Origin of the sequence: Streptomyces sp. NPDC087844 (assembly GCF_044742785.1) — a bacterium.
Lineage (GTDB): Bacteria > Actinomycetota > Actinomycetes > Streptomycetales > Streptomycetaceae > Streptomyces.
This window is the reverse complement of the sequence record NZ_JBIUVD010000023.1, coordinates 51,539-76,819: the sequence shown is the minus strand read 5'-3', so window position 1 is coordinate 76,819 and position 25,281 is coordinate 51,539. Positions and strand designations below refer to the sequence as shown.

Below are 25,281 nucleotides of genomic sequence, written 5' to 3'. Positions count from 1 at the left end.
ATGGTGAAGATCACCGATGTGGCCCGGCACGCCGGCGTCTCCCCCAGCACCGTCTCGTACGCGCTGAGCGGCAAGCGGTCGATCTCCGAGGAGACCCGGCAGCGCGTCGAGGAGAGCATCCGCGAGCTGGGCTACCGGCCGCACGCCGGTGCCCGCGCCCTCGCGAGCAGCCGGTCGAACGTGCTGGCGCTCGTGGTCCCGCTGCGGGCCGGCATCCATGTGCCGGTGGTGATGCGGTTCGCGGTGTCCGTGGTGACGGCCGCCCGCCGCCACGACCACGACGTGCTGCTCCTCACCCAGGAGGAGGGCGAGGACGGGCTGCGGCGGGTCGCGGACACCGCCCTCGTGGACGCGCTGATCGTGATGGACGTCCAGCTCCACGACGCGCGCCTGCCGTTGTTGCGCGCCCTGGACCGGCCGTCGGTACTCATCGGCTTCCCGGCCGAGCCCGCCGGGCTGACCTGCATCGACCTGGACTTCAAGGCGGCGGGCGAACTGTGCGTCGAACATCTGGCGGCGCTCGGCCACCGCGTGATCGGCCTGGTGGGCTCGCCGCCCGAGGTGTACGTGCGCGAGACCGGGTTCGCCCAGCGGGTGGTCCAGGGCTTCACCGCCGCGGCCGACCGCAACGGCATCTCCTCCTCGGTCCACCCGTGCGAGGCGGACCCCGCGGCGGCCCGGCAGGTCGCCGAGCGGCTCCTGCGGGAGCGGCCCGCCCTGACGGGTGTGGTGGTCCACAACGAGCCGGTCCTGGAACCGCTGATCGACGCCTTCGAATCACTCGGGTTACGGGTCCCGGGGGATCTGTCGGTCACCGCGATCTGCCCGGACGAGCTGGCCGGCCGCGTCCGTGTGCCCGTCACCTCGATCGCCATACCGGCCGACGAGGTGGGCGCGGGATCGGTGGAGCTGCTGATGAAGAAGCTGGGCGGCACGCCGGTACCGGAGGCCACGCTGTTGCCGCCCCGGCTGACGGTACGGGCGAGCACACAGCCGCGCCCCTGATCCGTACCCGCCGATCCGTACCCGACTTCGTTCGTGCAAGGCCCTAGTCGAAGGAGCCGTGACATGAAAGGCAAGAGAAGCAAGAGAAGACCGCGTACCTCGCTCGTGCTGGCGCTCACCCTGATCGCCGGGCTCGGCGCCACCGTCCCGGCGGCGGCCGACGATCCCGCGTACCCCTTCCGCGACCCCCACCTCTCCGTGGACCGCCGCGTCGACGACCTCCTCTCCCGGCTCACCCTCGCCGAGAAGGTCTCCCTGCTCCACCAGTGGCAGCCGGCGATCCCCCGGCTGGGCATCCAGGCGTTCAAGACCGGTACCGAGGCACTGCACGGGGTCGCCTGGCTCGGCGAGGCCACCGTCTTCCCGCAGGCCGTGGGGCTCGCCTCGACCTGGGACCCCGCCCTGATCCGCCGGGTCGGCTCGGCCGTCGGCGACGAGACACGCGGCTTCCAGCAGGAGCGCCCGGCCGGCTGGGGCCTCAACCTGTGGGCGCCCGTGGTCAATCCGCTGCGCGACCCGCGCTGGGGCCGCAACGAGGAGGGCTACTCCGAGGACCCGTACCTGACGAGTTCGATGGCGACGGCGTACGGCACCGGTCTGACCGGCGGGGACCCCGAACACCTGAAGACGGCGCCGACCCTGAAACACTTCCTCGGCAACAACAACGAGGTCGACCGCACGACGACCTCCTCGGACCTGCGCCCGAGGGTGCTGAAGGAGTACGAGGAGCAGGCGTTCAGGCCGGCCGTCGAGGCGGACGCGGCGACAGGCGTGATGTCCTCGTACAACCTGGTCAACGGCCGCCCGGCCACGGTGGATCCGGCGCTCGACGACGTACGCACCTGGACCTCGCAGGACCTGCTGAACGTGACCGACGCCTACGCGCCCGGCAACCTCATCGGCACGGGCAGCCAGAAGTACTACGACACCCTGGCCGAGGGGAACGCGGCGGCGCTGAAGGCGGGCATCGACAGCTTCACCACGGACGACACGAACTCCGTACCGACGACCACGGCCGTCACGTCGGCGCTGGCCGACGGTCTGCTGAAGGAGTCGGACGTCGACTCGGCGGCGGGGCACATCCTGGACATCCGGGTGCGGCTCGGGGAGTTCGACCCGGGCGGCGGCAGGTACGGGGCCATCGACAAGTCGGTCGTGAACAGCCCGGCGCACCAAAAGCTCGCGCGGAAGGCGGCGGCCGACGCGGCGGTCCTGCTGAAGAACTCGGGCGGCGCCCTGCCCCTGAAAGCCTCCGCGAAGGACGTGGCCGTCGTCGGGCCGCTCGCGGACACCCTCTACACCGACTGGTACTCGGGCACGCTCCCGTACGCGGTCACCCCGAAGGACGGCATCGCCGCGCGGCTCGGTGCCCCCGTGACCGGCAGCGAGGGCGTCGACCGGATCTCGCTGCGGAACACGCGGAGCGGCGCGTACGTCACGGCGGGGACGGACGCCGACGGCGAGGCGCTGAAGGAGAGCGCGGGCGGCGGGACGGCCGCCCAGTTCGACGTGTTCGACTGGGGCGCCGGGATCGTGACCCTGCGCTCGGCCGCCAACGGCAGATACGTCGGCTACGACTGGTCGGACTTCGTCAACGACCAGGTCCAGCCGGGCGGCTGGTTCGTCCAGCAGCAGTTCGCGCTTGAGGAGCAGGACGACGGCACGTTTCTGCTGCGGTACGCGGGCTACGAGACCCGTGAGCCCTGGTGGTCGAACCCCGTCTACCTCGGGCCGGCGGGCCCCGACGGCACGCTCGGCCTGGTCGGCAGGGCACAGGCCGCGCGCTACGCCAAGGACGTCGTCCGCAGTGGCACCGAGGAGGCCGTGGCGGCCGTGAAGGGCAAGGACGCGGCGGTGGTGGTGGTCGGGTCCATGCCCGCGATCAACGGGCGCGAGAACGACGACCGCGAGGACATGAGTCTGGCCCCGTCCCAGGAAGCCCTGGTCGAGGCGGTGCGCAAGGCCAACCCGCACACCGTCGTGGTCGTCGAGAACAGCTACCCGACCACCCTCGGCGCCCTTCGGGAGAAGGTCCCGGCACTCCTGTGGACCACCCACGCGGGCCAGGAGACCGGCAACGCCCTCGCCGACGTCCTCTTCGGTGACGTGAACCCGGCCGGGCGGCTCACCCAGACCTGGTACCGGTCCGAGTCCGACCTCCCGTCCATCCTGGAGTACGACAACATCAAGTACGACCGCACCTACCAGTACTTCAAGGGCGATCCGCTGTACGAGTTCGGCTACGGACTCTCGTACTCCTCCTTCCGCTACGGGAAGTTGAGGCGCGTCGACGGCGGTTACCAGGTCGCGGTGACGAACACCGGCGCTCGCGCCGGGGACGAGGTCGTGCAGCTCTACACCCACCAGCGCCTCTCCCGCGACAAGCAGCCGCTGAAGCAACTGGAGGCCTTCCGGCGGATCTCGCTGCAGCCCGGCGAGACGAGGACGGTGAAGCTGGGGCTGCGTGGGAAGGACCTCGCGCACTGGGACGTCACCCGGTCGAAGTGGGTGGTGGAGAGCGGCACGTACGACGTCCTGGTGGGCGCGTCCTCCGAGGACATCCGCTCCCGTACGTCCCTGGAAGTCGCGGGCGAGACGATTCCGGCCCGGGACCTCTCCCGGACCACCCGGGCGGAGAACTTCGACGACTACGAGGGTGTGCGGCTGGTGGACGAGTCCAAGGCACGGGGCACGGCCGTGGGGGCCTCGCGCGACGGCGCCTGGCTGAAGTTCGCCGACTCGCGGCTGGGCGACGGCGGTGCGCAGTTCGGTGCGCGGGTGGCCGGGGCGGCCGGGAAGGTCGAGGTGCGGCTCGGCTCGCCCTCCGGGACGCTCGTCGGTACGGCGACCGTGTCCGGCACGGGGTCGGTGTACACGTACGCGGAGGTGAGCGCCCCGCTGTCGGCCGCCGCCGCTGCCGCGAAGGGGCGCCAGGACGTGTATCTGGTGCTGGGGAGCGGCATGCGGCTGTCGACGTTCACACTCGGCTGACCTGCGGTGAAGCACGGTCCGGGGCGCCCGTCGGCGCCCCGGACCGTGCTTCACCCCCTCAGCACTTGGCCGGCTTGCGCCACGAGCACTCCAGGTCGCCGTTCCGCTCGGCCGACCGCGCGCTCGGACCCGTCGGGTTCACCGTCACGGTCGCGTCCGCCGTGGACCGGGCGAGCGTCACCACGATCGCGTCCTCCAGCGGCTTCACGGACGCGGCGAGGTAGTTGTTGAGTACGACGCTGTAGACGAGTTCCCGTCCGTCCGCGTCCTTCACGTACCCGGAGAGGGCGGACGCCCCGGTCAACGAGCCGGTCTTGCCGACCGCGTTGAGGGCCGCGGGCGTTCCGCACATCCTGGTGCGCAGGGTCCCGCCCACGAAACGGTCCGGGGCGCAGGCGACCGGCAGGGACTTGTACCAGTCGGCGTACCAGGGCTCGGCCCGTACCGCGAGCAGCAGTTCGGCGAACTGCCCGGCGGTGAGGTTGTTCATCCGGGAGAGCCCGGAGCCATCGGCCTGCCGCAGCTTGCCCGTGTCGACGCCGACGCCCTTGAGGTAACCGCTCACGGCGGTGAGCCCGGCGCTCCAACTGCCCTCGCCGGAGACCTTCAGACCCATGGTCTTGGTGAGGATCTCGGCGTGCATGTTGTTCGAGAGCTTCATGAACGGGATCAGCAGGTCCTTCAGCGGCATGGAGGCGTGCGAGGCGAGCCGCTGTGCCGTCGCGGGCGTGGCGCGGCCGAGCCGGGTCGCCCCGGTCACCTTCACCCCGTGCGCGGCGAGCGCGTCACGGAAGACGGCGGCGGCGTACCCGGTGGGCTCCCACACGCTCACCCACTCCTCGGCCCCGGACCCGCCCACCGGTGTCGTACCGCTGACGACGATCGTGTTGGTGCCGTGCTCGCGCTCCACGGTGAGGTCGTTCGCCCCGCCCGCGGCGACGGTCTCGGCCCGTACGTCGAAGTGCACGTACGTCGTCTTCGGGGTGACGGTGACCTCGGGCTTGTCACCGGCGGCGGTACCCGGTGCGACCCGCACGATCACCGAGCCGGTGTCGTAGTCGGTGTCCGGGGAGACGCTCAGCGCGCTGATCTGCGCCGAGTAGTACGCGGACTCGTCGTCGGCGGCCCAGGAGCGGCCGAGGCGGTTGCTGTCGAAGCGGGTGTCGTCGGCGAGGAGCCGCCCGTCGACGCGGGTGACGCCCGACGCGGCGACGCGTGCGGCCAGGGCGTCGTAGTCCGCGGCCAGGGCGGTCGGGTCGCCGGTGCCGCGCAGATACAGGTCGCCGCTCAGCGTGGAGCCGTGCCGGCGGCCGGTCGCGAGGACGTCCGTGGTGAACGTGTGGTCGGGGCCGAGGATCTCCATCGCCGCGGCCGAGGTGGGCAGCTTGGTGTTGGAGGCGGGCATCAGCCGCGAGGTGGGCGACCGCTGGTACAGCACGTCCCCGCTCGCGGCCTCGGCGATCACGACGCTCGCCGCCCCGCCCTCCATCCGGCTGTCCCCGAGGATGGTGTCGATGGCCTCCGGCAGTCCGCTGGTGCCCGGGTCGGCTCCGGCGGGCGCGCTCCAGCCGAGCCCGGCCAGCAGCATCCCCAGCACCACGGTCCAGGTCCACGCCCGTCCACGCGGGTGGTGGGATCTTCTGCCTTCTCCGGCTCCTGCGAGTCGTCTCATGCCACAGCAGCATCCACGACAAAGGCCCCGCTGCCTATGGCAGCGGGGCCTTCGCTTCTGGATCTGAACATGGGAAAGTGGAGATGGCGGGAATCGAACCCGCGTCCAACGGTGCAGAATCAGGGCTTCTCCGAGCGCAGTTCGCTTAGATTTTCTCAGCCCCGGAGATCACGCGAACAAGTCTCCGACGGGCTCAGTCACTGTTTGATTTCCCGTCTCACCCCGTGACCGGGTCAGACGGTTTAGTTCCCTTGATTATGCCAGGATCCGGGTCGGGAACACTCCCGGGCTGACACCCATTTAGGGTCCTTCAGTCACTGGTTATTAAGCAGCGAGGGCGAAGGACTGGGAATCGCTCTTGGAATTGGCGATTATTGGTTGCGACATATGGTTAACGAGATCATTGCCGCTTCCTCGGCTCGCTTCCCCTGCTTCGACAGCCGCTGTCGAAACCGATCATCCCCATGTTGTTTTTTCAAAACCCCCCGAAGAGGGCCCTCCGAGGAGGGTGTGTGCACCTGCTGTGAGGTGCGTTGCCATCGTACGTGACCAACGCACGTCGGTGCCACTGTATTCCCGGCGGCCCTCCCGGGGCGGGTGTGCCGGGCCTGCCGTCCTACTCGCCGCGCTCCTTGCGCTTGACCGCCGCGATCGCCCGGTCCGACTCCCGCCGGTCCTGCTTCTCGCGCAGGGTCTGCCGCTTGTCGTATTCCTTCTTGCCGCGGGCCAGCGCGATCTCGGCCTTCGCACGGCCGTCCTTGAAGTACAGGACGAGGGGCACGATGGTGTGACCCGTCTCCTCCGACTTCGAGGCCAGCTTGTCGATCTCCTCGCGGTGCAGGAGCAGCTTGCGCTTGCGGCGCGCGGAGTGGTTGGTCCAGCTGCCCTGGCTGTACTCGGGGATGTGGGCGTTGTGCAGCCACGCCTCGTTCCCGTCGATCTGGACGAAGCCGTCGGCCAGCGAGGCACGCCCCTGGCGCAGCGACTTCACCTCGGTGCCGGTGAGCACCAGCCCGGCCTCGTAGACGTCGATGATGGCGTAGTCGTGCCGGGCCTTCTTGTTCTGGGCGACGATCTTGCGCTTGCCGTCCTTGGCGCTGTCCTTGGCGCCACCTCCCTGCTTCGGCTGGGATTCCTTCGGTACGTACATGCCCTTGCTCATAGTGCTGGCCATTTTCGCACTAGAGGGGGGCCGGAGGGAAAGCCGATTACGCGCAGTGCGGGCCGACGGCCGTGAGAGCCGTGCGCGGGCCGGTCACTCGGCGTCCCCGAGTCCGCTCAGTACGGTCTCGGCGCGCTCCAGTGCGCCCTCCTCGACCTCCAGGTCGGGGGTGATGCCCCGGGTGTCCACCGTGCGCCCGGAGGGGGTGCGGTAGTGGCCGACCGTCAGTTCGGCGACCGAGCCGTCCGGCAGCCGGCTCGGCATCTGGACCGAGCCCTTGCCGAAGGTCCTGGAGCCCACGACGACCGCACGGCCGCGGTCCTGCAGACCGCCGGTGAGGAGCTCGGCCGCGCTCATGGTGCCGCCGTCGACGAGCGCGACCAGCGGTCCGGTGGTGTCGCCGCCGGGATCGGCGTGCAGGGCCTTCTGGTCGCCGTTCACGTCGTACGTGGCCACCAGGCCGCCGTCGAGGAAGGCGGAGGCGGCGGTGACGGCCTCGGTGACCAGGCCGCCCGAGTTGCCCCGCAGATCGAGGACGATCCCCTTGTCCGCGGGCGCGTCGGCCACCGCGGTCCGTACGAGGTCGCCGGAGCCCTTGGTGAAGGCGTCGACCTTGATCACGGTGACGCCGCCGGGGAGTTCGCGCACGCTCACGGAGTCGGTGGACAGCCGCGCCCTGCGCAGGGTCTCGCTCCACGCGCGCGTGCCGCGCTGCAGCCCCAGGGCGACGGTGGTGCCCGCGTCGGCGTCGGTGGCGTCGCCCCGCAGCAACGAGACGACCTCGGTGACTGGCCTGCCGTCGACGCGGTGGCCGTCGATGCTGCGCAGCCGGTCGCCCTTGTGGATGCCCGCGGTCGCGGCGGGCGAGCCCGACCGGACCCGGGTCACCTCGATGCGTCCGCCGCGCTCGCGCCTGGCCCAGAGGCCGACGCCGGTGTACTGGCCGCCGAGGGCTTCCTCGAACTCCTCGTACTCGCCCTGGGAGTAGACGGCACCCCAGCGGTCGCCGCTGCGGCTGACGGCCCGCTCGGCGGCCTCCACGGGCGACTTGCCGTCGGCCATCGCCTCGGCGGCGGCGTCGGCGACGTCCTCCTGGTGACCGGGCTGCGCCGTACGGGCCGCCGGGGAGACGGATTTCCGGCCGGGGGTGTCGAACGAGCCGGTCGCGGCGCCCGCCGCGAGGACGCTCGCGAAGACCAACGTCAGGGCCGCCCCGCGGCGGATGCGGCGGGGCTGACAGAACAGGTCGCGGCCTGACATGCGGGTGAGTCTAGGACAACGAGAAGGGCCGTACCGGCGGTTGCCGGTACGGCCCTGTTGGCATGTGTCACACCTTCAAGTACTTGCGCAACGCGAAGAACGCGGCCAGCGCGGGCATCAGAAGGCTCGTGGCGAGGATGAGCGGCAGCTTCGCGAGAACGGCGTCCCAGCCGATGAAGTTGATCAGGTTCAGCTTCTCGGACAGGGCCAGACCGTGGTCGATGATGAAGTACCGCGCCAACACCAGGAAGGCGCAGGCGACACCGCCGCCGATGAGTCCGGCGACCGCGGCCTCCATGATGAACGGCGCCTGGATGTAGAAGCCGGAGGCGCCCACCAGGCGCATGATCCCGGTCTCACGCCGACGGCTGAACGCGGAGACACGCACCGTGTTGACGATCAGCATCAGCGCGACGACGAGCATCAGCGCCATCAGCGCCCGGGCCGCCCAGTTCATGCCGTTGAGCAGCTCGAAGAGGTTGTCGAGGATGCTTTTCTGGTCCTGCACGGACTGCACGCCGTCCCGGCCGTCGAAGGCGGTCGCGATGACCTTGTACTTCTCCGGGTCCGTCAGCTTGACGCGGAAGGACTCCTGCATCTGGTCCGGGGTGAGCGAGGCCGCCAGCGGGGAGTCGCCGAACTGCTCCTTGTAGTGCTTGTACGCCTCGTCGCTGGACTCGTGCACGACGTTGTCGACGACCGGCATCTTGGCCAGGTCGGTCTTGATCTGCTTCCTCTGCTCGCTGGTGACCGCCCCCTTGGCGCAGTTGGGGTCGGCCTCCGCGTCGCTCTTGTTGCAGAGGTAGATCGAGACGTTGACCTTGTCGTACCAGTAGCCCTTCATCGTGCTCACCTGGTCGCTCATCAGGAGCGACCCGCCGAACAGGGCGAGGGACAGGGCGACGGAGACGATGACCGCGAAGGTCATCGTGAGATTGCGGCGGAGACCGACACCGATCTCCGACAGAACGAACTGGGCGCGCATGGCGTCTTCTCAGGCCTTTCCGTGGACGGACGCGTGGAACTCGCGGTCAGTGCTGATAGCCGTAGACGCCGCGCGCCTGGTCGCGGACGAGGCGACCCTTCTCCAGCTCGATGACGCGCTTGCGCATCTGGTCCACGATGTTCTGGTCGTGCGTCGCCATCACGACGGTGGTACCGGTCCGGTTGATCCGGTCGAGCAGCTTCATGATGCCGACGGAGGTCTGCGGGTCCAGGTTTCCGGTGGGCTCGTCCGCGATCAGCAGCTTGGGCCGGTTCACGAACGCTCTCGCGATGGCCACTCGTTGCTGCTCACCGCCGGACAGCTCGCCGGGCATCCGGTCCTCCTTGCCGCCGAGGCCGACGAGGTCGAGCACCTGGGGCACGGACTTGCGGATCTCGCCCTTGGACTTGCCGATCACTTCCTGCGCGAAGGCGACGTTCTCGGCGACCGTCTTGTTGGGCAGGAGGCGGAAGTCCTGGAACACCGTCCCCAGCTGGCGGCGCATCTGCGGCACCTTCCAGTTGGAGATGCGCGCGAGATCCTTGCCCAGCACGTGCACCTGACCGTGGCTGGCCCGCTCCTCGCGCAGGATCAGCCGCAGGAAGGTGGACTTTCCGGAGCCGGATGACCCCACCAGGAACACGAACTCGCCGCGCTCCACCTCCAGGGAGACATCCCGGAGAGCGGGGTGGGTCTGCTTGGCGTAGACCTTGGAGACGTTGTCGAATCGGATCACGGATGCACCACAGGCCGTCGGGGATATGGGGGGTAGATGAGCGTGACCTTACGCGACCCGGGTACACGCGCGCAGGCGCCGGGACGGGTTGCACAAGGGTTGTGCGCATTTGTACCGGGCACATAAGAAGAGGGGCCCGCCCAGGAGGGGCTCCGCCTCCTCAGGGACGCGGGGAACCGCGCGAGAAGCCCTCTGCGAGGCATCCGCAAGGGAACCCGCGCACCTTACGGAGGAACCTGGCACAGTGGAGTGGGAACGTATCCGTCCCCGAGAGCGTTGTGTCCGTGGAACCGGTGCAAGGAGGGCGAGCGCATGACGTACGACCGGCTGGTGTGCGCGAACTGCGCCGCGCCCGTGAACGAAGGCCGCTGCCCCGTGTGCCGCGCGAGCCGCGCACGGCTGCAGAACGAGGGCCCCATGGGCGGTGGACTCAACCCCATGACATTGATCTTGCTGCTCGCCATCCTGATCGCGGCGGTGGCCCTGCTGGCCCACCAGACCGCTTAGGTCCTGCCGACCTCAGGAGAAGGCGGACAGAGGGCGGACAGAAGGCAGACAGGAAGGGCCCGGAGCTGACAGGACGCTGTTGGTTAATTCGGGCCTTGTTGCTTCGCCCCGTCGGATCTATCCGGCGGGGCGAAGTGCTGCGAAGTGGCTGGTGCGGGTGCGGGCTCGGGGTGTGTCGGTGAGGTGGGCGTCGATGCGGGCGAGGTTGATGGCGGCGCCGGTGAGCTGGTGCTGGAGGCTGGTCTTCGCAAGGCCCCGGTAGCGGGATCTGCGCAGGCCGCAGCGCCCGACGCCTTGGGAGATGGTTCCTTCGATTCCGGCGCGGATCTTGTAGCGGTCTTTCCACTCGTCGGTCTGCTGGAGAGCACGGGTCTGCGCCAGGATCTGGTGCTCGTCGTGTTGCCGCAGGGTGAGTTCCCTGCGTTCGGCCCTGGGCGAGTTGACGCAGTCCCGCAGTGCGGGGCAGTGGCGGCAGTCGGCGGGTGAGAATCTGACCCGGATCACCGGAAGCTGCTGCTGAGAACTGCGCAGGGCCCATTGTGTGCTGGTAGCACCGTTCGGGCAGGTCACCTGCTGCTGGTCCCAGTCGATGGTGAAGGCGTCCTGTCCGTAGCCGCTGCCGTTCTTCGACTGGGCGACGGTGACCGCTTGCAGCGGCCCGTGTAGTTCGATGCCGTGCTCACGCCGGGCGGTCGTCAGCGCGGCGGCGTTGGGATATCCGGCATCAACCCAGTGCTCGCCGGGCAGGCAGTCCCGCTCTGCGAGGGAGGCATGGATCGGGCCGGCCATCACGCTGTCCGGGACGGTGGCGTCGGTCGTGGCCACATTCGTGATCAGGTTCGGGGTGTCCGGCTCGCAGGTCTCGGTGAGATGGGCCTTGTATCCGTCCCACAGGATGTCGCGTTTTTTGCTGCCCCTGGCTTCGGGGTCATAGGGCGTGACCAGGCGCGTTGCGCCCGGCGGGCGGTCTTTTGGGTCCCGCCGCCGCACCTCGCCCCCGACTCGGTGGAAGTGCTGGGCCCACATCTGCCGCAGGATCTGGACCTGCTCCAGTTCCCGCAGCCCAGCCGGTGCCCGGGGCGAGAAGACAGCCTCAAGCAGTCGCATCCCGTCCGTCCCGATCCGTCGGCCGACCTCCTGCCGTCTGGCGTGGGCCTTGGGGAACCGGGAGTCCTCGGCCCGGGTGGCGTAATGCCGGAACCAGTCGGGTTCGGCGGTCTCCGCCAGCCAGTCGGGGGCCGCCTGCGCGAGCGTGTTCAACGCCGAACGCAGCGTTTCCGCGACCATCTCCAGCCAGCACAGTTCCCGTGCTGCGGACTGCACGTGCGTGGAGTCGGTACGGGCCCGGCCGGCGGTCTTGAGCAGTCCCTTTTCCCGGGCCGCGGTCAGGATGCCGTCCAGCACCCGCCTGCCCGCCTCCGCATCGATGAGACGGTCCCGGAACTCCGACAGCACCGAGAAGTCGAAGCCCGGATCAGCCAGTTCCAGCGCGAGGGCGTATTTGAAGTCGATCCTCGCCCGCACCGCCTCGGCGGCCTGCCGGTCGGTGAGCCCCTCGACGAACTGCAACACCAGCACCAACGCCAGACGCCCCGGTGACCAGGCGGGTTTCCCCCGCACCGGGAAGAGATCCGCGAACTCCTCATCGGTGAACAACGGCCCCAGCTCGTCCCGGACCCGGATCGCCAGGCTCCCTTTCGGGAACGCCGCCCGCGCCACCCGCACCGTCTCCGCCGGAATCTCGCCCGGCCCGCTCGGCTGCATAGACATCGACACCCACCCCATACGACAACGTCGGCTCCCAAGACCACAACCAGGTCTTGGAAGCCGACGTCACGCACGGGCCCGAATTAACCAACAGCGTCCTGACAGCTCCGGGCCCTTCCCGCGTCACACCTCACACGTCATGCCTCATACGTCAGGCAGTCGCGCCGCGGCCGTTCATGAGGCGCGGCAGCATACGGAAGCCGATGCCACCGGCGATCATCGTCGCGGCACCGATCATCAGGTACGTGATGTTCTCGGCGGCGCCGGTCTCGGCCAGCTCGCCGCCGGTGCCCTGGGCGGAGGTGTCCGAACCGGTGTCGGTCAGGCTCTCCTTGCCCGCGCCCTGCTCGACGACCTTGGAGCCGCCGCTGTCGGCGCTGTTGTCGTTGCCACCGGTGCCGCCGCCGTTACCGCCGCCGTTACCGCCGCCGGTCCCGTTCTCGTTGCCGTTCCCGTTGCCGTTCCCGTTGCCGGGAGTGGTCGGGTCATCGGTGGGGTCCTCGGTGGGCTCCTCCGTGGGCTCAGTGGGCTCCTCGGTGGGGTCGGTGGGCTCCTCCGTGGGCTCCTCGGGGTCCGTGGTGGGGTCCGTCGGGATCACCGTCGGGTCCTCGGTCGGCTCGGTGGGATCCGGGGCCGGGGTCGTCGGGTCGGCGACGGCGATACCGACGCCGACACCGCTCTCGTCGACGGTGGCGTCGGCGTTCAGGCCGGCCACGTCGACGCTCACGTCGAGCGCCGAGGCGGCACCGGCGGCGGTCAGTGAGGCACCGGCGGCTATCACCGCGCCGGCGGCTATCCGCGCGATCCGGATCCGCGTCTTCTTGGTCATCTGGTTGCTACCCCCAGTAGCTCATGGTCGATGGTGCAGCGTCCGGGGCCGCGACCTCAGGATGACCCAGTGGGGCCCCCGGTTCACACGCGCCCCAGAAATACGCATGCCACGCGTCAGCTTTCCCATCTTTCAAAGCATCGTCAAGGTCGTTGCGACCGCGATGTCCAGATCAAGGCCTTTTGACCGGCACAGCGTCATGTGAGTGTGATGTAAAACCCACACATCGCTCACCGGAGCGCAGCAGAAAGGGCAACTGCCGTCCGATGGACCGCAGTTGCCCTGTCGACAAAACGACGTACGACGAAGTCGCTTACTTCTCCTGCTGCTTGCGCCAGCGAATTCCGGCCTCCAGGAAACCGTCGATCTCACCGTTGAAAACAGCCTCGGGGTTTCCGACTTCGCATTCCGTGCGCAGGTCCTTGACCATCTGGTACGGGTGCAGGACGTACGAACGCATCTGGTTGCCCCAGGAGTTGCCGCCGTCGCCCTTGAGCGCGTTCATCTTGGCCTGCTCCTCCTGGCGGCGGCGCTCAAGGAGCTTGGCCTGGAGGACGTTCATCGCGGACGCCTTGTTCTGGATCTGCGAGCGCTCGTTCTGGCAGGACACGACGATGCCGGTGGAGAGGTGGGTCAGCCGGACCGCCGAGTCGGTCGTGTTGACACCCTGGCCACCCGGCCCCGACGACCGGTAGACGTCCACGCGCAGCTCGGACTCGTCGATCTCGATGTGGTCGGTCTGCTCGACCACGGGCAGGATCTCGACACCGGCGAACGACGTCTGGCGGCGGCCCTGGTTGTCGAACGGCGAGATCCGCACCAGCCGGTGCGTCCCCTGCTCGACGGAGAGCGTCCCGTACGCGTACGGGACGTGGACGACGAAGGTGGTCGACTTGATGCCGGCCTCTTCCGCGTACGAGGTCTCGTAGAGCTCTGTCTTGTAGCCGTGGCGCTCGGCCCAGCGCAGGTACATGCGCTGGAGCTTCTCGGCGAAGTCGGAGGCGTCGACGCCACCGGCCTCGGCACGGATGGTGACGAGCGCCTCACGGGCGTCGTACTCCCCGGAGAGCAGCGTGCGGACCTCCATCTCGTCCAGCGCCTTCTTGACGGCGGTGAGCTCGATCTCGGCCTCGGCACGCGTGTCCGGGTCGTCCTCCTCCTCGGCCATCTCGAACAGCACGCTGAGATCGTCGATGCGCCCGCGGAGGGACTCGGTCTTGCGCACCTCCGCCTGGAGGTGGCTCAGCTTGCTGGTGATCTTCTGCGCCTCATCGGGGTCGTCCCACAGGGACGGTGCCGCCGCCTGCTCCTCAAGCGCGGCGATCTCCGCCCTCAGCTTGTCGAGGTCCAGGACGGCCTCGATCGACTCCATGGTCGAGGAGAGGGACTTGAGCTCTTCGGAAACATCGACGACTGCCACCCCCCCAGCGTAACGGCTCCGCCAAGTCGGGCAGGCAGGAGTGCGACCGGAGGCTTCGTCCGCGGGCCGTGGTACCCGGGGGCGCGGGGAACCGCGCACCGGGGGCCAGGGGGCGGAGCCCTCATGCGGTGACGGCGACCCCCTCCGGTCAGGGCGAGGCCGGTGCGGAGCTCTCCGTGTCGGACGGGGACCCGTCCGCGTCGTCCCCGGACGTGGCCAGCCACGCGCCGCCCCCTATCGCCGCGACAAGCGCCACCCCCGCCACCCCGAGCGTGATCCGCCGCCGCCGGGCGGAAGCGCGATGCCGCGCGGACCCGGGCCGAGGAGCCCCGGCCGCCCGGGGCGCCCGCGCGGTACCCAGCGCGCCCCCCGCCAGCTCGTCCGGCCCCGGCACCCGCATGGACGTGTGCGTGTCCCGGTTCGAGTCCGGCTTGGCCCCAGGCACCAGTGGAACGGCTCCGCGCCGCACCCGCTCCCGCGGAACCTCCGGCTCGGCGGGCGCCGCGTCCTCGTAGGGACTCTCGGCCTCCCCGTCGGGCTCGTCGACGTCCAGCGGCGGCATCCCGACCAGCAGAGGCAGCTGCTCCCGCAGCCGCTCCCCCAGCTCGGACGCCCGCAGCCGCGACGCCGGCGCCTTCGCCAGACACTGCACGAGCAGCTGCCACAGCTCCTCGGGGATCCCGGGCAGCGGGACGACGGTCTCGGTGACGTGCCGCCGCAGCACCGCCCCCGGATGGCCGCCGCCGAAGGGCGTGAACCCGGCGAGCAGCTCGTACAGCACGGTCGCCAGCGCGTAGATGTCGACGGCCGCCCGCGGCGGCAGCCCCTCGATGATCTCGGGCGCCAGATAGTCCGGCGTGCCGATGATCTTCGTCGCGCGGGTCCGCCGCGGTGAGTCGATGAGCTTGGCGACCCCGAAGTCCGTGAGCAGCGCGGGGTGCGATCCGCCGGGTCCCAGTGGCCCCTGCATGTCGAGCAGCACGTTCTCGGGCTTCACGTCCCGGTGCACGACCCCCGCCGCGTGTGCCGCGGCGAGTCCGTCGGCGACGTCGGCCACGATCGCGACGGCCGCCTCGGGTGCGAGGCGCCGCTCCCGGTCGAGCCGGGTCCGCAGGTCCGTGCCGCGGACGAGGTCCATGACCAGGGCGAGGTCGGTGCCGTCGACGACCAGGTCCCGCACGGAGACGACGTGCGGATGGTCCAGGCCCAGCAGGGCCGTCCTCTCCTGCACGAACCGTCCCACCAGCTCCTGGTCGGACGCCAGGTCCTCGCGCAGCAGCTTGATGGCGACGGGCCCCTCGGGCCCCTCACCCAGCCACACCGTGCCGGCGCTGCCCCGTCCCAGGATCTGGTGCGCGGTGTACCGGCTGCCGATCTTCCGTACCAAGACTGCTCCTACGGGCGCGTGTTGGCGACAAAACTACGCGCCCCGAGCGCCAACCTTCACTTCGGCGACGGAAATCACCCCCCAGGTGTCGACAAATCCCCAGAACCGCGGTGCGATTCTGGGGATTCAGAGGGGGAGCGACCTCGTGTAACGCCTGGGAAGCAGGAAGTGGGTCCTAGTGCCGCGACAGGCAACGTTCGCCCGTTGAGGAGCGGCGTCCGGTGCGTGCTCTCGGCGTGCCGGCCGGAAGCCCTCGTACTGGACGTACTCGGGTTTTCGGCCGGTGCAGCGAGTGGGGGTCCCCCCGGCCGGAGGCTGGGGGAGCGTGCCGGGCGTCGCGACGGGGCGAACGTTGCCTGTCGCGGCACTAGTTGCCGGATCCTCCGCCGATCTTCTCGACCCATCCGGAGACCGTGCTGAACCAGTCCGACAGCTGCTCCCAGTACCCCTTGGACGTGCCGATCCATTCCTGGAGCGGGCTGAACTCCCAGATCGCCCACCCGGCCGCGAACAGGATGACGATCGTGAACAGGCATCCCTTGAGGCAGCCGAGTCCGGGGATCTTCATCGGGTTGGCGCTGCGCTGCCGGGGCTCGCGCGGCGGACGCGGCGCGGGCTGCTGGGGCGGCGGGGAGTACCGCTGGGGCTGGTGGGCCTGCTGCTGCGGGGCGTGACCCTGCCCCTGCTGCCCCTGCTGCGGGTAGCCGTATCCCTGCTGGTTCTGCGGGGGCCGCTGCTGGGAGCGCTGCTGACGCTGTCCGCGGGGCTGCGGCTGCTGGGACGGCGGCTGTTGCGGCTGCTGCTGGGGCGGCCTGGCGACCTGCCGCTGCGGGCGGCGGCGCAGCGGGTCCTCGTTCGGGTCGAGGTACGACTGCACCTGCGTCGGCTCGTTGCGGTCGCGGGCCGCGCGCAGCTGGTTCTGCCAGGGGTGCGGGTCCTCGGGGCCCGCTCCGGGCTGGTTCGGCGGCACCGGCGGCATCACGGCCGTCGGGTCGGCCGCGCCGTGGTGGGGCAGTACGGCGGTGGGGTCGGCCGCGCCCGCGCCGGTGTGCGGCAGGACGCTGGTCGCGCCGTTCGGGTCGTACGAGGCGGCGCCCTGCGGGAGTACCTGGGTGGGGTCGGCGGCGCCGAACTCACCCGGTACGGCGGTGGGCGCCGGGTCCGGGGTGAGGAGTACGCCCACGGCCTCGGCGGCGGCGATCTGCCCGGAGTTCGCGTGCACCCCGATGCCCTCGGCGACCGTACGCAGACCGCGGGCGAGGTTCTCGGCGCTGGGCCGTTCGTCGGGGTTCTTGCGCAGGCAGCGCTCTATGACGGTCCACAACGGGTCGGGGACCGTGGAGGGCCTGCGGGGCTCGGCGCTCAGGTGCTGGTGGAGGACCTCAAGAGCCGATCCGCCGCCGAACGGCGGCCGGCCGGTGACCAGCTCGTAGAGCATGATCCCGGCGCCGTAGATGTCGACGGCGGAGGTCTGCGGGCGGCCCTCGGCCGATTCGGGCGCCACGTACGCGGGCGTGCCGACGAACTCGTGGGTGCGGGTCAGCCCCGGGGAGTCGGCGAGGCGGGCGATGCCGAAGTCCGTCAGCATCGGGTGCATCTGGCCGTTGAGCTGCTGGAGCAGCACGTTCGCCGGTTTCAGGTCGCGGTGCACGACACCGTCGGCATGGCTGGCGGCGAGCGCGTCGGCGACCTGGGCGGTGAGGAGGGCCGCGGCGACCGGCGAGAACGGGCCGTTCTCGCGCAGATAGCGGTGCAGGTCGGGACCGTCGATCAGGTCCATGACCAGCGCCAGCAGATCACCCTCGACCACGAGGTCCCGTACGCGCACGATGTTCGGGTGGGTCAGGCGGAGCAGTACGGAGCGCTCCCGCAGGAACCGCATCACGATGTCCGCGTCGCTGGCGAGCTCCTCCTTGAGGACCTTGATCGCCACGGTTTCGCCCGGCTGACCGGCCACGGCCGCCTCGGCGCCCGCGGTCTCGCGCTGGCTGGCCCGCCACACGGTGCCCGTGGCGCCGCGTCCGAGCGGCTCCTCCAGGAGGTACTTGCTGCCTACCGGCCGCACGTCATGCGCTCCCTGCTGCTTGCTTGGCTGGTCCGTCCACCGTGCTACGGGTGGTTCCGACCCACTGTAATGCCGCCGAAGACGGCTCCGGGTTGTCGTCGCACTGCGGTTTTCTCACTCCCGCCCACCCATGCATCACGTGGGACTTTCCCGTATGCGTTCGGTGAAAAGACGCTCGCTTCGGGTGCTTTGGTTGCCGGATCTTGACGTGACCGGTCCCAACCGGGCATTGGTCAGGCACTTTTGCGGGCAGAGCCGACCAATCAAGATCACTTGCTTGCGGAGTGCGGGCGTGTTGTCAGTATCAAGTGCGAGGATGCTTTCCGTACTGGCCGACGTGCCCGTGCGCGGTGGGGGAATCCGCGGTGGGGACCGCGGGAGAGCCCCGTCGCGGGCGCCCGCGACAGAAGGGACCGCTGACGGCGATGCAGATCCGGCTGACCGTCGTAGACCCGCTGGGGACGCGCCCCGACGGACGCCCCGCGTCCTGCGACGTGCTGGTCACAGCACCCGCCGGGACCGCGCTCGCGGCGGTGGCCTCCGGCCTCGCCTCGGCGGTCGGGGGCGAGGGCGCCGGGGTGCTGTACGCGGAGGCGGAGCGGCTCGACGCACAGCGCTGCACGCTGGGTGAGCCTCCCCTGATGGACGGCGCCGTGCTGTCCCTGGGGTCCCCCGCGCAGCCCGGCCCCGATGTCGATCCCGCGGCGGCACAGCTGCGGGTGGTCGCCGGGCCCGACGCCGGGGGCGTCCATCTGCTGCACGGCGGCCGGATCGACATCGGCCGTTCCGCCGACGCCGACGTACCGCTGGACGACCCGGACGTCTCCCGTCTGCACTGCGCCGTGACGGTCGCGGCGGACGGCCATGTCTCGGTGGCGGACCTGGGCTCCACGAACGGCACGGTGCTGGACGGCAGGCGCGTGGGCGAGCGCCCGGTGCGCTTCGCGCCGGGAGCGCTGCTGCGGGTGGGCGAGTCGGCCCTGCTGCTGGCCCCGGCGGGCGAGCCGGCCGACATCCTGGAGACCGCGCCGGACGGCGAGGGCCATGTACGGGTGGTGCCGCCGGGAGCCGGGGTCCCCGGACGGGGGCCGTCGGGACAGCCAGGGCAGTCGGGACAGCCGGGGCAGTCGTCGGGCGCTCCCGGGGGAGCCGGACATCCGACGGGTCCGGGGCGTTCCGGAGCGGGACAGTCCGGAGCGGGACAGCGACAGGATCAGGGCCGAGGTCAGCAGGAGGGCCGGGGGCAGCGACAGGAGCAGGGGCGGAATCAGGCCGTTTCCGGTGGGGCGGCGGCCGGATCCGGAGGCGCGAGGGTGCCGCGGGCGCGGGACGAGGACTCCGCCGTCGGCTCCAGGGGCCCCGAGGGCTCCTCGGATGCCCGGCACACCGGGGGTTCCCGCTCCGGCGTCGCGCCGCCGACCGCCGAGACCCGTCACGGGTACGGCACGGCCGGGTGGGGCACCGCCGGGAGCGGGGCGCCGGGCACCCAGGAGCACCTGCCGAGGGAACCGCATGTGGTGCCGGGCCAGGGCGGGGTGCCCCGGATCGAGCACAGGGACTCGGGCGACCGGGACGAGTACGGGGACTCCGGGGAGCCGTACGAGGAGGACCCGGGCCCCGATGCCCAGGGACCGGGTGAGGGCAAGCGGAAGGGCACTCCCCTGCGAGGGACACCCGTGCCGCGCGGTACGCGCAAGCGCGGCCTCTCCGCATGGGCCCGCCGGCTGGCGGGGCCCCGGAGCGAGGACCCGTACGGCGACGAAGCCGAGTTCGACCCGTACGACTCGTACGAGGCGCCCTTCGCCGAGCCCGTCGCCCTGGGCGTGCCCGCGCCCGAGCGGTGGCCCGATCCGGCCGCGCTGCTGCTGGCGGCGCTCGGACCGGGGCCGCGGCTGTGGGAGCGCGAACCGGGACACCAGGAAACCCTCACGGTCCGGCTGGGTACGGCGGACCGGAGCACACCCGACGGCTCCGGACTGCTGTCCGCGGTCCCGGTGACCGCCGGGCTGCGGGAGGTCGGGGCGCTGGGCCTGGCCGGGCCGCGCGAGCGTCTCTCGGGGCTCTCGCGCGCGGTGGTGGCCCAGCTCGCCGCCCTGCACTCCCCCGACTCGCTGGAGATCACTCTTCTCAGCACGGACCGCTCGCGTTCCCTGGAGGAGCGCACCGCCGAGTGGTCGTGGCTCGGCTGGCTGCCCCATCTGCGCCCCACCCACGGCCAGGACTGCCGCCTCCTGCTCGCCTACGACCGCGAACAGGCGACGGCGCGCACGGAGGAGCTGGTCCGGCGCCTGGAGGATCACCTGACGGAGACGGGGCGGGCCGCCGAGCGGGGCCACGGGCCCCGCCTCGGGTCGGGCTCGCCGGACGACAGCGGGGCGTTCGGGAGGCGGCCGGGGAACCAGGCGGACGCCGGGACGGCAGCCGGCCGGGCCGCCTCCGGCGCGCACGACCGCGGCGCCGCCGCGCCCGCCCCCGGGGGCCATCCCCTCGGCCGCGACGCCAACGTCACCCACTTCGGGCTCCCCCGCAGCGGCACCCAGGCCGCTGAGGCGCGGGGCAGGGCCGGACGGCCTTCCTGGGCCCGGTCGGACGACTCTGCCGAGACCGGGTGGTCCGGGCCTTACACCGTCGTCGTGGTGGACGGGGACCCCGGGTCGGCCGGGGTGCGGGATGCCGTCTCGCGGCTCGCGGTCGAGGGTCCCCAGGTGGGCATCCATGTCATCTGTCTCGCCGAGACACCGGCCGCGTCGCCCTCCTCACCCGTGATCGACACGTACGAGGCGGCCTGTGCGGTGTCGCCCGCGTTCCGCGAGTGCGGGGCTGTCGCGCTGCTCAGCGGCGATGTGGCGACGGCCCTGCGGCTGCTGCGCGTGGCGCCCACGACACAGACCCACGGCTCGTCAGGCCCCACGGATTCTCCGGCTTCTTCTTCGAGTCTTCCGGGTTCTCCGGGTTCTCCGGGTTCTTCGGGTTCTTCGGGTTCTCCGGGTTCTCCGGGTGGGCCCGTCGGACATGGCACGGTCGCCACGGTGGACGCCGTCTCCATGGCGTGGGCCGAGCGCTTCGCACGGGCCCTGGCGCCGTTGCGCGCGGAGGGCGGAGCCGGTGAGCGGCACACCCGCGTGTCCGCGCCCCTGCCGCAAGCCGCGCGGCTGCTGGACGAGTTGGGCCTGGCGCGGGCGACCCCGGCGTCCCTGATGGCGCGTTGGGCGGACGCGGCCGACGACCCGGAGGCGTTCGGGGGCCGGGCCACGGCCGTGCTGGGCGCCGGGCCGCGCGGCCCCGTCGGCGTGGATCTCGCGGGCGAGGGTCCGCACCTGCTGATCGAGGGCCCCTCGGGCAGCGGGCGTACGGAACTGCTGCGTTCCGTCGCCGCGTCGCTCGCCGCCGCGGAGCGGCCCGACCGGCTCGGCATCGTGCTGGTCGACGGGCGGGACGGCACGGGCAGCGGTGGTCCGGCGGCACGCGGGGACGGGCTGCAGGTCTGCACGGACCTGCCCCATGTCACGACGCATCTGGGCGCCCACGATCCCGTACGCATGCGGGAGTTCGCGCAGTCCCTGTCCGCCGAGCTGAAGCGGCGGGCCGAGCTGCTCGGGCGCCTCGACTTCACGGAGTGGCACGCCGGCCGCGAGAAGCCCCGCCGGGTCGTCGCCCAGCGGTCGGCGGGGTCGGGTTCGGGCTCGGGTGCCGGTTCCGCGTCGGGTGCCTCGGGTGCGTCCGGTGCCGGGGACATCGACACGATGTCCAGTTCGACGCTGCGGCTGCGTCCCGCCGCGGCTCGGCCCCGTCCGGACGCGGGGCCGCCACTGCCCCGGCTCGTCGTGATAGTCGACGACCTGGACGCGCTGCTGTCCCCCGCGCTGGGCTCCCCCGGGCGCCCGGCGGCCGGGTCCGTCGTACGAGCCCTGGAAGGGGTCGCCCGGGACGGTGAGCGGCTCGGGGTGCATCTGGTGGCGGCTACCGGTGGCGGGGTCCGTACGGACGAGACGGAGCTGGCTCGGCGTGCCGGGCTGCGGGTGGTGCTCGAAGCGCCGGGGGTGGGGGCGGAGGAGCCGTCGCCGGGGCGGGGCCGGGTCACCGGGGCGGGGCCGGGTGGGCGGTCCGTGCCGTTCCAGGGCGGGCGGGTCACGGGGCGCATTCCCCGTACGGCGACGCTGCGGCCCACGGTCGTGCCGCTTGAGTGGGCCCACATGGGGGATCCGCCTGCGCGGCGGCCCGTGCGTGAACTCGGCAACGGGCCGACGGACCTGGCGCTGCTGGCCAGCGCCCTGGAACGAGCGTCCCGCTCGGTCTCGGCAGCGGAGGTCCCTTCCCTCCTGTAGCCGCGTACCCATCCCCGGGGGCTGCGCCCCCAGACCCCCATCGCGCTGAACGCGCTCGTCCTCAAACGCCGGACGGGCTAAAAAGACCAGGGGCGCGGGGAACTGCGCGACCAGCCACCACCGGCCCGCACCCGACAGCACTCCCCACCGGGTTCGGGGCGGAGCCCCGTGGTGGGCGCCGCCCCAGTCGGAACTCCCCACGTCACGACGCGGTCACGATCACCCCCTTGACAGCGCAGGCGCCCTTGCCGACGTCGAGCGGACGGGCGTAGACCAAGAGCGCACGGGACAGCGCCAGCCCCTGCCGTCGATCCCCGCCCGCCGCCCGGCCCACCCCTCACCCCGGGCGGACGACAGGGAACCGACGACAGGACCTCGGACGTTCGACGGAGAACGGGGCACACCATGCGCAGCAGCACTCGCAGCAGCACTCTTCGTATCAGCAGGTCGCACAGGCGGAGCGGGGCCGCGAAGGCCGCGGCCGCCGTCGTCGCGGGGGCGATGGCACTCACGCTCACGGCATGCGGCGGTGACGACGACAAGGACGGCGACGGCGGCGACACCGGGACCGGCGCCGCCTCCAGCGTTCAGCTTCCCAAGCTCGACGGCCAGAAGCTTGAGGTCGCGGCCGTCTGGACCGGGCCCGAGCAGGACAACTTCACCGCTGTCCTGGACGAGTTCGAGAAGCGGACGGGCGCCGAGGTCGGTTACGTACCGACCGGCAACAACACCTCCACGTTCCTCGGCACGAAGATCGAGGGCGGCAAGCCGCCGAACGTGGCGTTCCTGCCGCAGGTCGGTGTGCTCCACCAGTTCGCCGAGAAGGGCTGGGTCAAGCCGATGGGCGCCGAGGCCGAGGCACAGCTCGACAAGAACTTCTCCAAGGGATGGCAGGAGCTGGGCGCCTTCGAGGGCAAGCAGTACGGCGTCTACGCGAAGGCCGCCAACAAGTCGCTGGTCTGGTACAACACGGCGGCGTTCGAGGCGGCCGGCATCACGGCGGAGCCGAAGACGTGGGACGAGTTCGTGCAGACCGCGCAGACCCTGTCGGACGCGGGTTCGCCCGCGGTGTCCATCGGCGGGCAGGACGGCTGGACGCTCACCGACTGGTTCGAGAACGTCTATCTCTCGCAGGCGGGCCCGGAGAAGTACGACCAGTTGGCCAAGCACGAGATCAAGTGGACGGATCCGTCCGTGAAGGAGGCCCTGACCACGCTGGCCCAGTTGTGGGGCAAGGACGAACTGATCGCGGGCGGCAAGGCCGGCGCGCTGCGCACCGAGTTCCCGAAGTCGGTGACGAACACCTTCTCCGGTGACACCCCGTCGGGGATGGTCTTCGAGGGCGACTTCGTCGCGGCGAACATCAACGCCGACACGAAGGCCGAGGTCGGCACGGACGCCAAGGTGTTCCCGTTCCCGGCGGTCGGCGACCGGTCGCCGGTGGTCAGCGGCGGTGACGTGGCGGTGGCGCTGAAGGACGACAAGGGCTCGCAGGCCCTGCTGACCTTCCTGGCGTCGACCGACGCGGCCGAGATCTGGGCGGCGCAGGGCGGCTTCATCTCCCCCAACAAGGAGATGAACACGGACAAGTACAAGGACGACGTGGCGCGGGACATCGGCACGGCCCTGCTGAAGGCGGGCGACTCCTTCCGCTTCGACATGTCCGACCAGGCCCCGGCCGCCTTCGGCGGTACCGAGGGCACGGGCGAGTGGAAGGCGCTGCAGGACTTCCTGAAGACCCCTTCGGACGTCGAGGGCGCGCAGCAGGCGCTGGAGACGTCCGCCGCCAAGGCCTACAAGGGCTGACGGCCACCGATGTCGGCGCAGGTCGCGACGGCGGGGGGCCCGGCGAACCCGGTGCCCCCCGTCGGCAAACGCAAGAGTGTGATCGGTACGCGGTGGTGGGTGGCGGGTCTGTTCCTGCTGCCGGCGATCGTGCTGCTCGGCGCGCTCGTGGTCTACCCCATCGGGTACTCGGTCTGGCGCAGTCTGTACGACGCCGACGGTTCCGGCTTCGTGGGTCTCGGGAACTACGGGGACCTGTTCAGCGACGACGCCACCTTCACCGCTGTCAAGAACACCGCGATCTGGGTCGCGGTCGCCCCGGCGCTGGTCACCGCGCTCGGTCTGATCTTCGCCGTGCTGACCGAGCGGGTGCGCTGGTCGACGGCGTTCAAGCTCGTCATCTTCATGCCGATGGCGATCTCCATGCTCGCCGCGGGCATCATCTTCCGGCTCGTGTACGAGGCGGACCCGGACCAGGGCGTCGCGAACGCCGTGGCGGTGGGCGTGCACGACACGTTCGCCGAGTCGTCGGTCTATCCGAAGGCGCGACCGTCCGCCGAGAGCGACCTCAAGGCGTCCGGCGGGGGCGCGTTCACCTCCACGGGCACGGTGGACGCGGGCTCCCCTGCTCTGATCCCGCTGGTCGGCATCGCCCCGAACAAGGTGCCGGGCGGTCCCGGGGACGCCAAGGCCGCCGAGTCCTCGGGCGACGGAGTGTCCGGCACGGTCTGGCTGGACTTCAAGCTGGGCGGCGGCGGCGCGAAGGGTGCCATCGACGCCGGTGAGAAGGCACTGCCGGGCATCGAGGTCGAGGCGGTCAAGGACGGCAAGGTGGTGGCCTCGGCGAAGGCCGGCGCCGACGGTACGTTCACGCTGCCGGCGTCCGCCGCGGGCGCGCAACTGCGGCTGCCGTCCTCGAACTTCGCCGAGCCCTACAACGGCGTCGACTGGCTGGGCCCGAGTCTGGTCACTCCCGCCATCATCGGCTCGTACGCCTGGATGTGGGCGGGTTTCGCGATGGTCCTCATCGCGGCGGGGCTGGCCGGGGTGGACCGCAATCTCCTGGAGGCGGCCCGCGTCGACGGGGCCAACGAGTGGCAGGTCTTCCGCCGGGTCACGGTCCCGCTGCTCGCGCCGGTCCTCGTCGTCGTCCTGATCACCCTGATCATCAACGTGATGAAGATCTTCGACCTGGTCTTCATCATCGCTCCGCAGCCGAGCAAGGACGAGGCCAACGTGCTGGCCCTGCAACTGGTCAACGCGTCCTTCGGCGGCGGCAACAACCAGGGGCTCGGCAGCGCGATCGGCATCGTCCTGCTGCTCCTGGTGATGCCGGTGATGATCGTCAACATCCGCCGACTGCGAAGGGAGCGCCGACGGTGACC

The 25,281-nt window shown here is 71.0% G+C and carries 16 protein-coding genes and 1 other RNA gene; 6 read left to right on the top strand and 11 right to left on the bottom strand.

Features of this window, described 5'->3' with window-relative positions; translation table 11 throughout:
- Together ACIOKD_RS33805 and ACIOKD_RS33800 are read left to right on the top strand one after the other, a co-directional pair.
- Nucleotides 1-1,005, top strand: a complete 1,005-nt coding sequence (locus ACIOKD_RS33805) for a LacI family DNA-binding transcriptional regulator (RefSeq protein ID WP_402091645.1) — start codon at nt 1-3, stop codon at nt 1,003-1,005.
- 63 nt (nt 1,006-1,068) lie between these two features.
- Entirely contained in the window at nt 1,069-3,996 is a 2,928-nt protein-coding gene (locus ACIOKD_RS33800) for a glycoside hydrolase family 3 C-terminal domain-containing protein (RefSeq protein WP_402091643.1), read from the top strand.
- A gap of 58 nt (nt 3,997-4,054) precedes the next feature.
- Here the strand turns inward: ACIOKD_RS33800 and dacB are convergent, their stop codons facing one another.
- From dacB to ftsE, 6 genes are all read right to left on the bottom strand, one after another.
- Nucleotides 4,055-5,668 (bottom strand): D-alanyl-D-alanine carboxypeptidase/D-alanyl-D-alanine-endopeptidase, encoded by a 1,614-nt coding sequence (gene dacB / locus ACIOKD_RS33795; protein WP_402091641.1) that lies wholly within the window; start codon nt 5,666-5,668, stop codon nt 4,055-4,057.
- Nucleotides 5,669-5,743: 75 nt separating this feature from the next.
- Nucleotides 5,744-6,132: a transfer-messenger RNA gene (gene ssrA / locus ACIOKD_RS33790) on the bottom strand.
- Between the two features lie 152 nt (nt 6,133-6,284).
- Nucleotides 6,285-6,818, bottom strand: coding sequence for an SsrA-binding protein SmpB (gene smpB, locus ACIOKD_RS33785; protein ID WP_402091752.1), 534 nt, complete (start codon nt 6,816-6,818; stop codon nt 6,285-6,287).
- Nucleotides 6,819-6,923: 105 nt separating this feature from the next.
- On the bottom strand, nt 6,924-8,090 hold the full coding sequence (locus ACIOKD_RS33780; protein ID WP_402091640.1) for a S41 family peptidase: 1,167 nt from the start codon (nt 8,088-8,090) through the stop codon (nt 6,924-6,926).
- A gap of 67 nt (nt 8,091-8,157) precedes the next feature.
- Nucleotides 8,158-9,075, bottom strand: a complete 918-nt coding sequence (gene ftsX, locus ACIOKD_RS33775; RefSeq protein ID WP_402091638.1) for a permease-like cell division protein FtsX — start codon at nt 9,073-9,075, stop codon at nt 8,158-8,160.
- A gap of 46 nt (nt 9,076-9,121) precedes the next feature.
- Entirely contained in the window at nt 9,122-9,811 is a 690-nt protein-coding gene (gene ftsE, locus ACIOKD_RS33770; protein WP_107015900.1) for a cell division ATP-binding protein FtsE, read from the bottom strand.
- A 312-nt stretch (nt 9,812-10,123) separates the two neighbouring features.
- On the opposite strand from ftsE, the gene ACIOKD_RS33765 reads away from it, so the two are divergent.
- A complete protein-coding gene (locus ACIOKD_RS33765) occupies nt 10,124-10,318 on the top strand; it encodes a hypothetical protein (protein ID WP_402091637.1) in 195 nt (64 codons plus the stop codon).
- 117 nt (nt 10,319-10,435) lie between these two features.
- On the opposite strand, the gene ACIOKD_RS33760 is transcribed toward ACIOKD_RS33765, so the two are convergent.
- The 5 genes from ACIOKD_RS33760 to ACIOKD_RS33740 all read right to left on the bottom strand — a co-directional run bounded on the left by ACIOKD_RS33760 (nt 10,436) and on the right by ACIOKD_RS33740 (nt 17,786).
- Nucleotides 10,436-12,088 carry an IS1182 family transposase gene (locus ACIOKD_RS33760; RefSeq protein ID WP_402091635.1) on the bottom strand — a complete coding sequence of 551 codons (1,653 nt, stop codon included), beginning with the start codon at nt 12,086-12,088 and terminating at the stop codon, nt 10,436-10,438.
- A 148-nt stretch (nt 12,089-12,236) separates the two neighbouring features.
- Entirely contained in the window at nt 12,237-12,914 is a 678-nt protein-coding gene (locus ACIOKD_RS33755; RefSeq protein WP_402091633.1) for a hypothetical protein, read from the bottom strand.
- A gap of 313 nt (nt 12,915-13,227) precedes the next feature.
- Nucleotides 13,228-14,334, bottom strand: coding sequence for a peptide chain release factor 2 (gene prfB, locus ACIOKD_RS33750; RefSeq protein ID WP_402091631.1), 1,107 nt, complete (start codon nt 14,332-14,334; stop codon nt 13,228-13,230).
- A gap of 148 nt (nt 14,335-14,482) precedes the next feature.
- A complete protein-coding gene (locus ACIOKD_RS33745) occupies nt 14,483-15,721 on the bottom strand; it encodes a serine/threonine-protein kinase (RefSeq protein WP_402091629.1) in 1,239 nt (412 codons plus the stop codon).
- Nucleotides 15,722-16,088: 367 nt separating this feature from the next.
- On the bottom strand, nt 16,089-17,786 hold the full coding sequence (locus ACIOKD_RS33740; protein ID WP_402091628.1) for a serine/threonine-protein kinase: 1,698 nt from the start codon (nt 17,784-17,786) through the stop codon (nt 16,089-16,091).
- A 425-nt stretch (nt 17,787-18,211) separates the two neighbouring features.
- On the opposite strand from ACIOKD_RS33740, the gene ACIOKD_RS33735 reads away from it, so the two are divergent.
- The 3 genes from ACIOKD_RS33735 to ACIOKD_RS33725 all read left to right on the top strand — a co-directional run bounded on the left by ACIOKD_RS33735 (nt 18,212) and on the right by ACIOKD_RS33725 (nt 25,279).
- Nucleotides 18,212-22,111, top strand: a complete 3,900-nt coding sequence (locus tag ACIOKD_RS33735) for an FHA domain-containing protein (RefSeq protein ID WP_402091626.1) — start codon at nt 18,212-18,214, stop codon at nt 22,109-22,111.
- A 405-nt stretch (nt 22,112-22,516) separates the two neighbouring features.
- Entirely contained in the window at nt 22,517-23,917 is a 1,401-nt protein-coding gene (locus ACIOKD_RS33730; protein WP_402091624.1) for an ABC transporter substrate-binding protein, read from the top strand.
- A gap of 9 nt (nt 23,918-23,926) precedes the next feature.
- Nucleotides 23,927-25,279, top strand: a complete 1,353-nt coding sequence (locus ACIOKD_RS33725; RefSeq protein ID WP_402091622.1) for a carbohydrate ABC transporter permease — start codon at nt 23,927-23,929, stop codon at nt 25,277-25,279.
- The last annotated feature ends 2 nt before the right edge of the window (nt 25,280-25,281 follow it).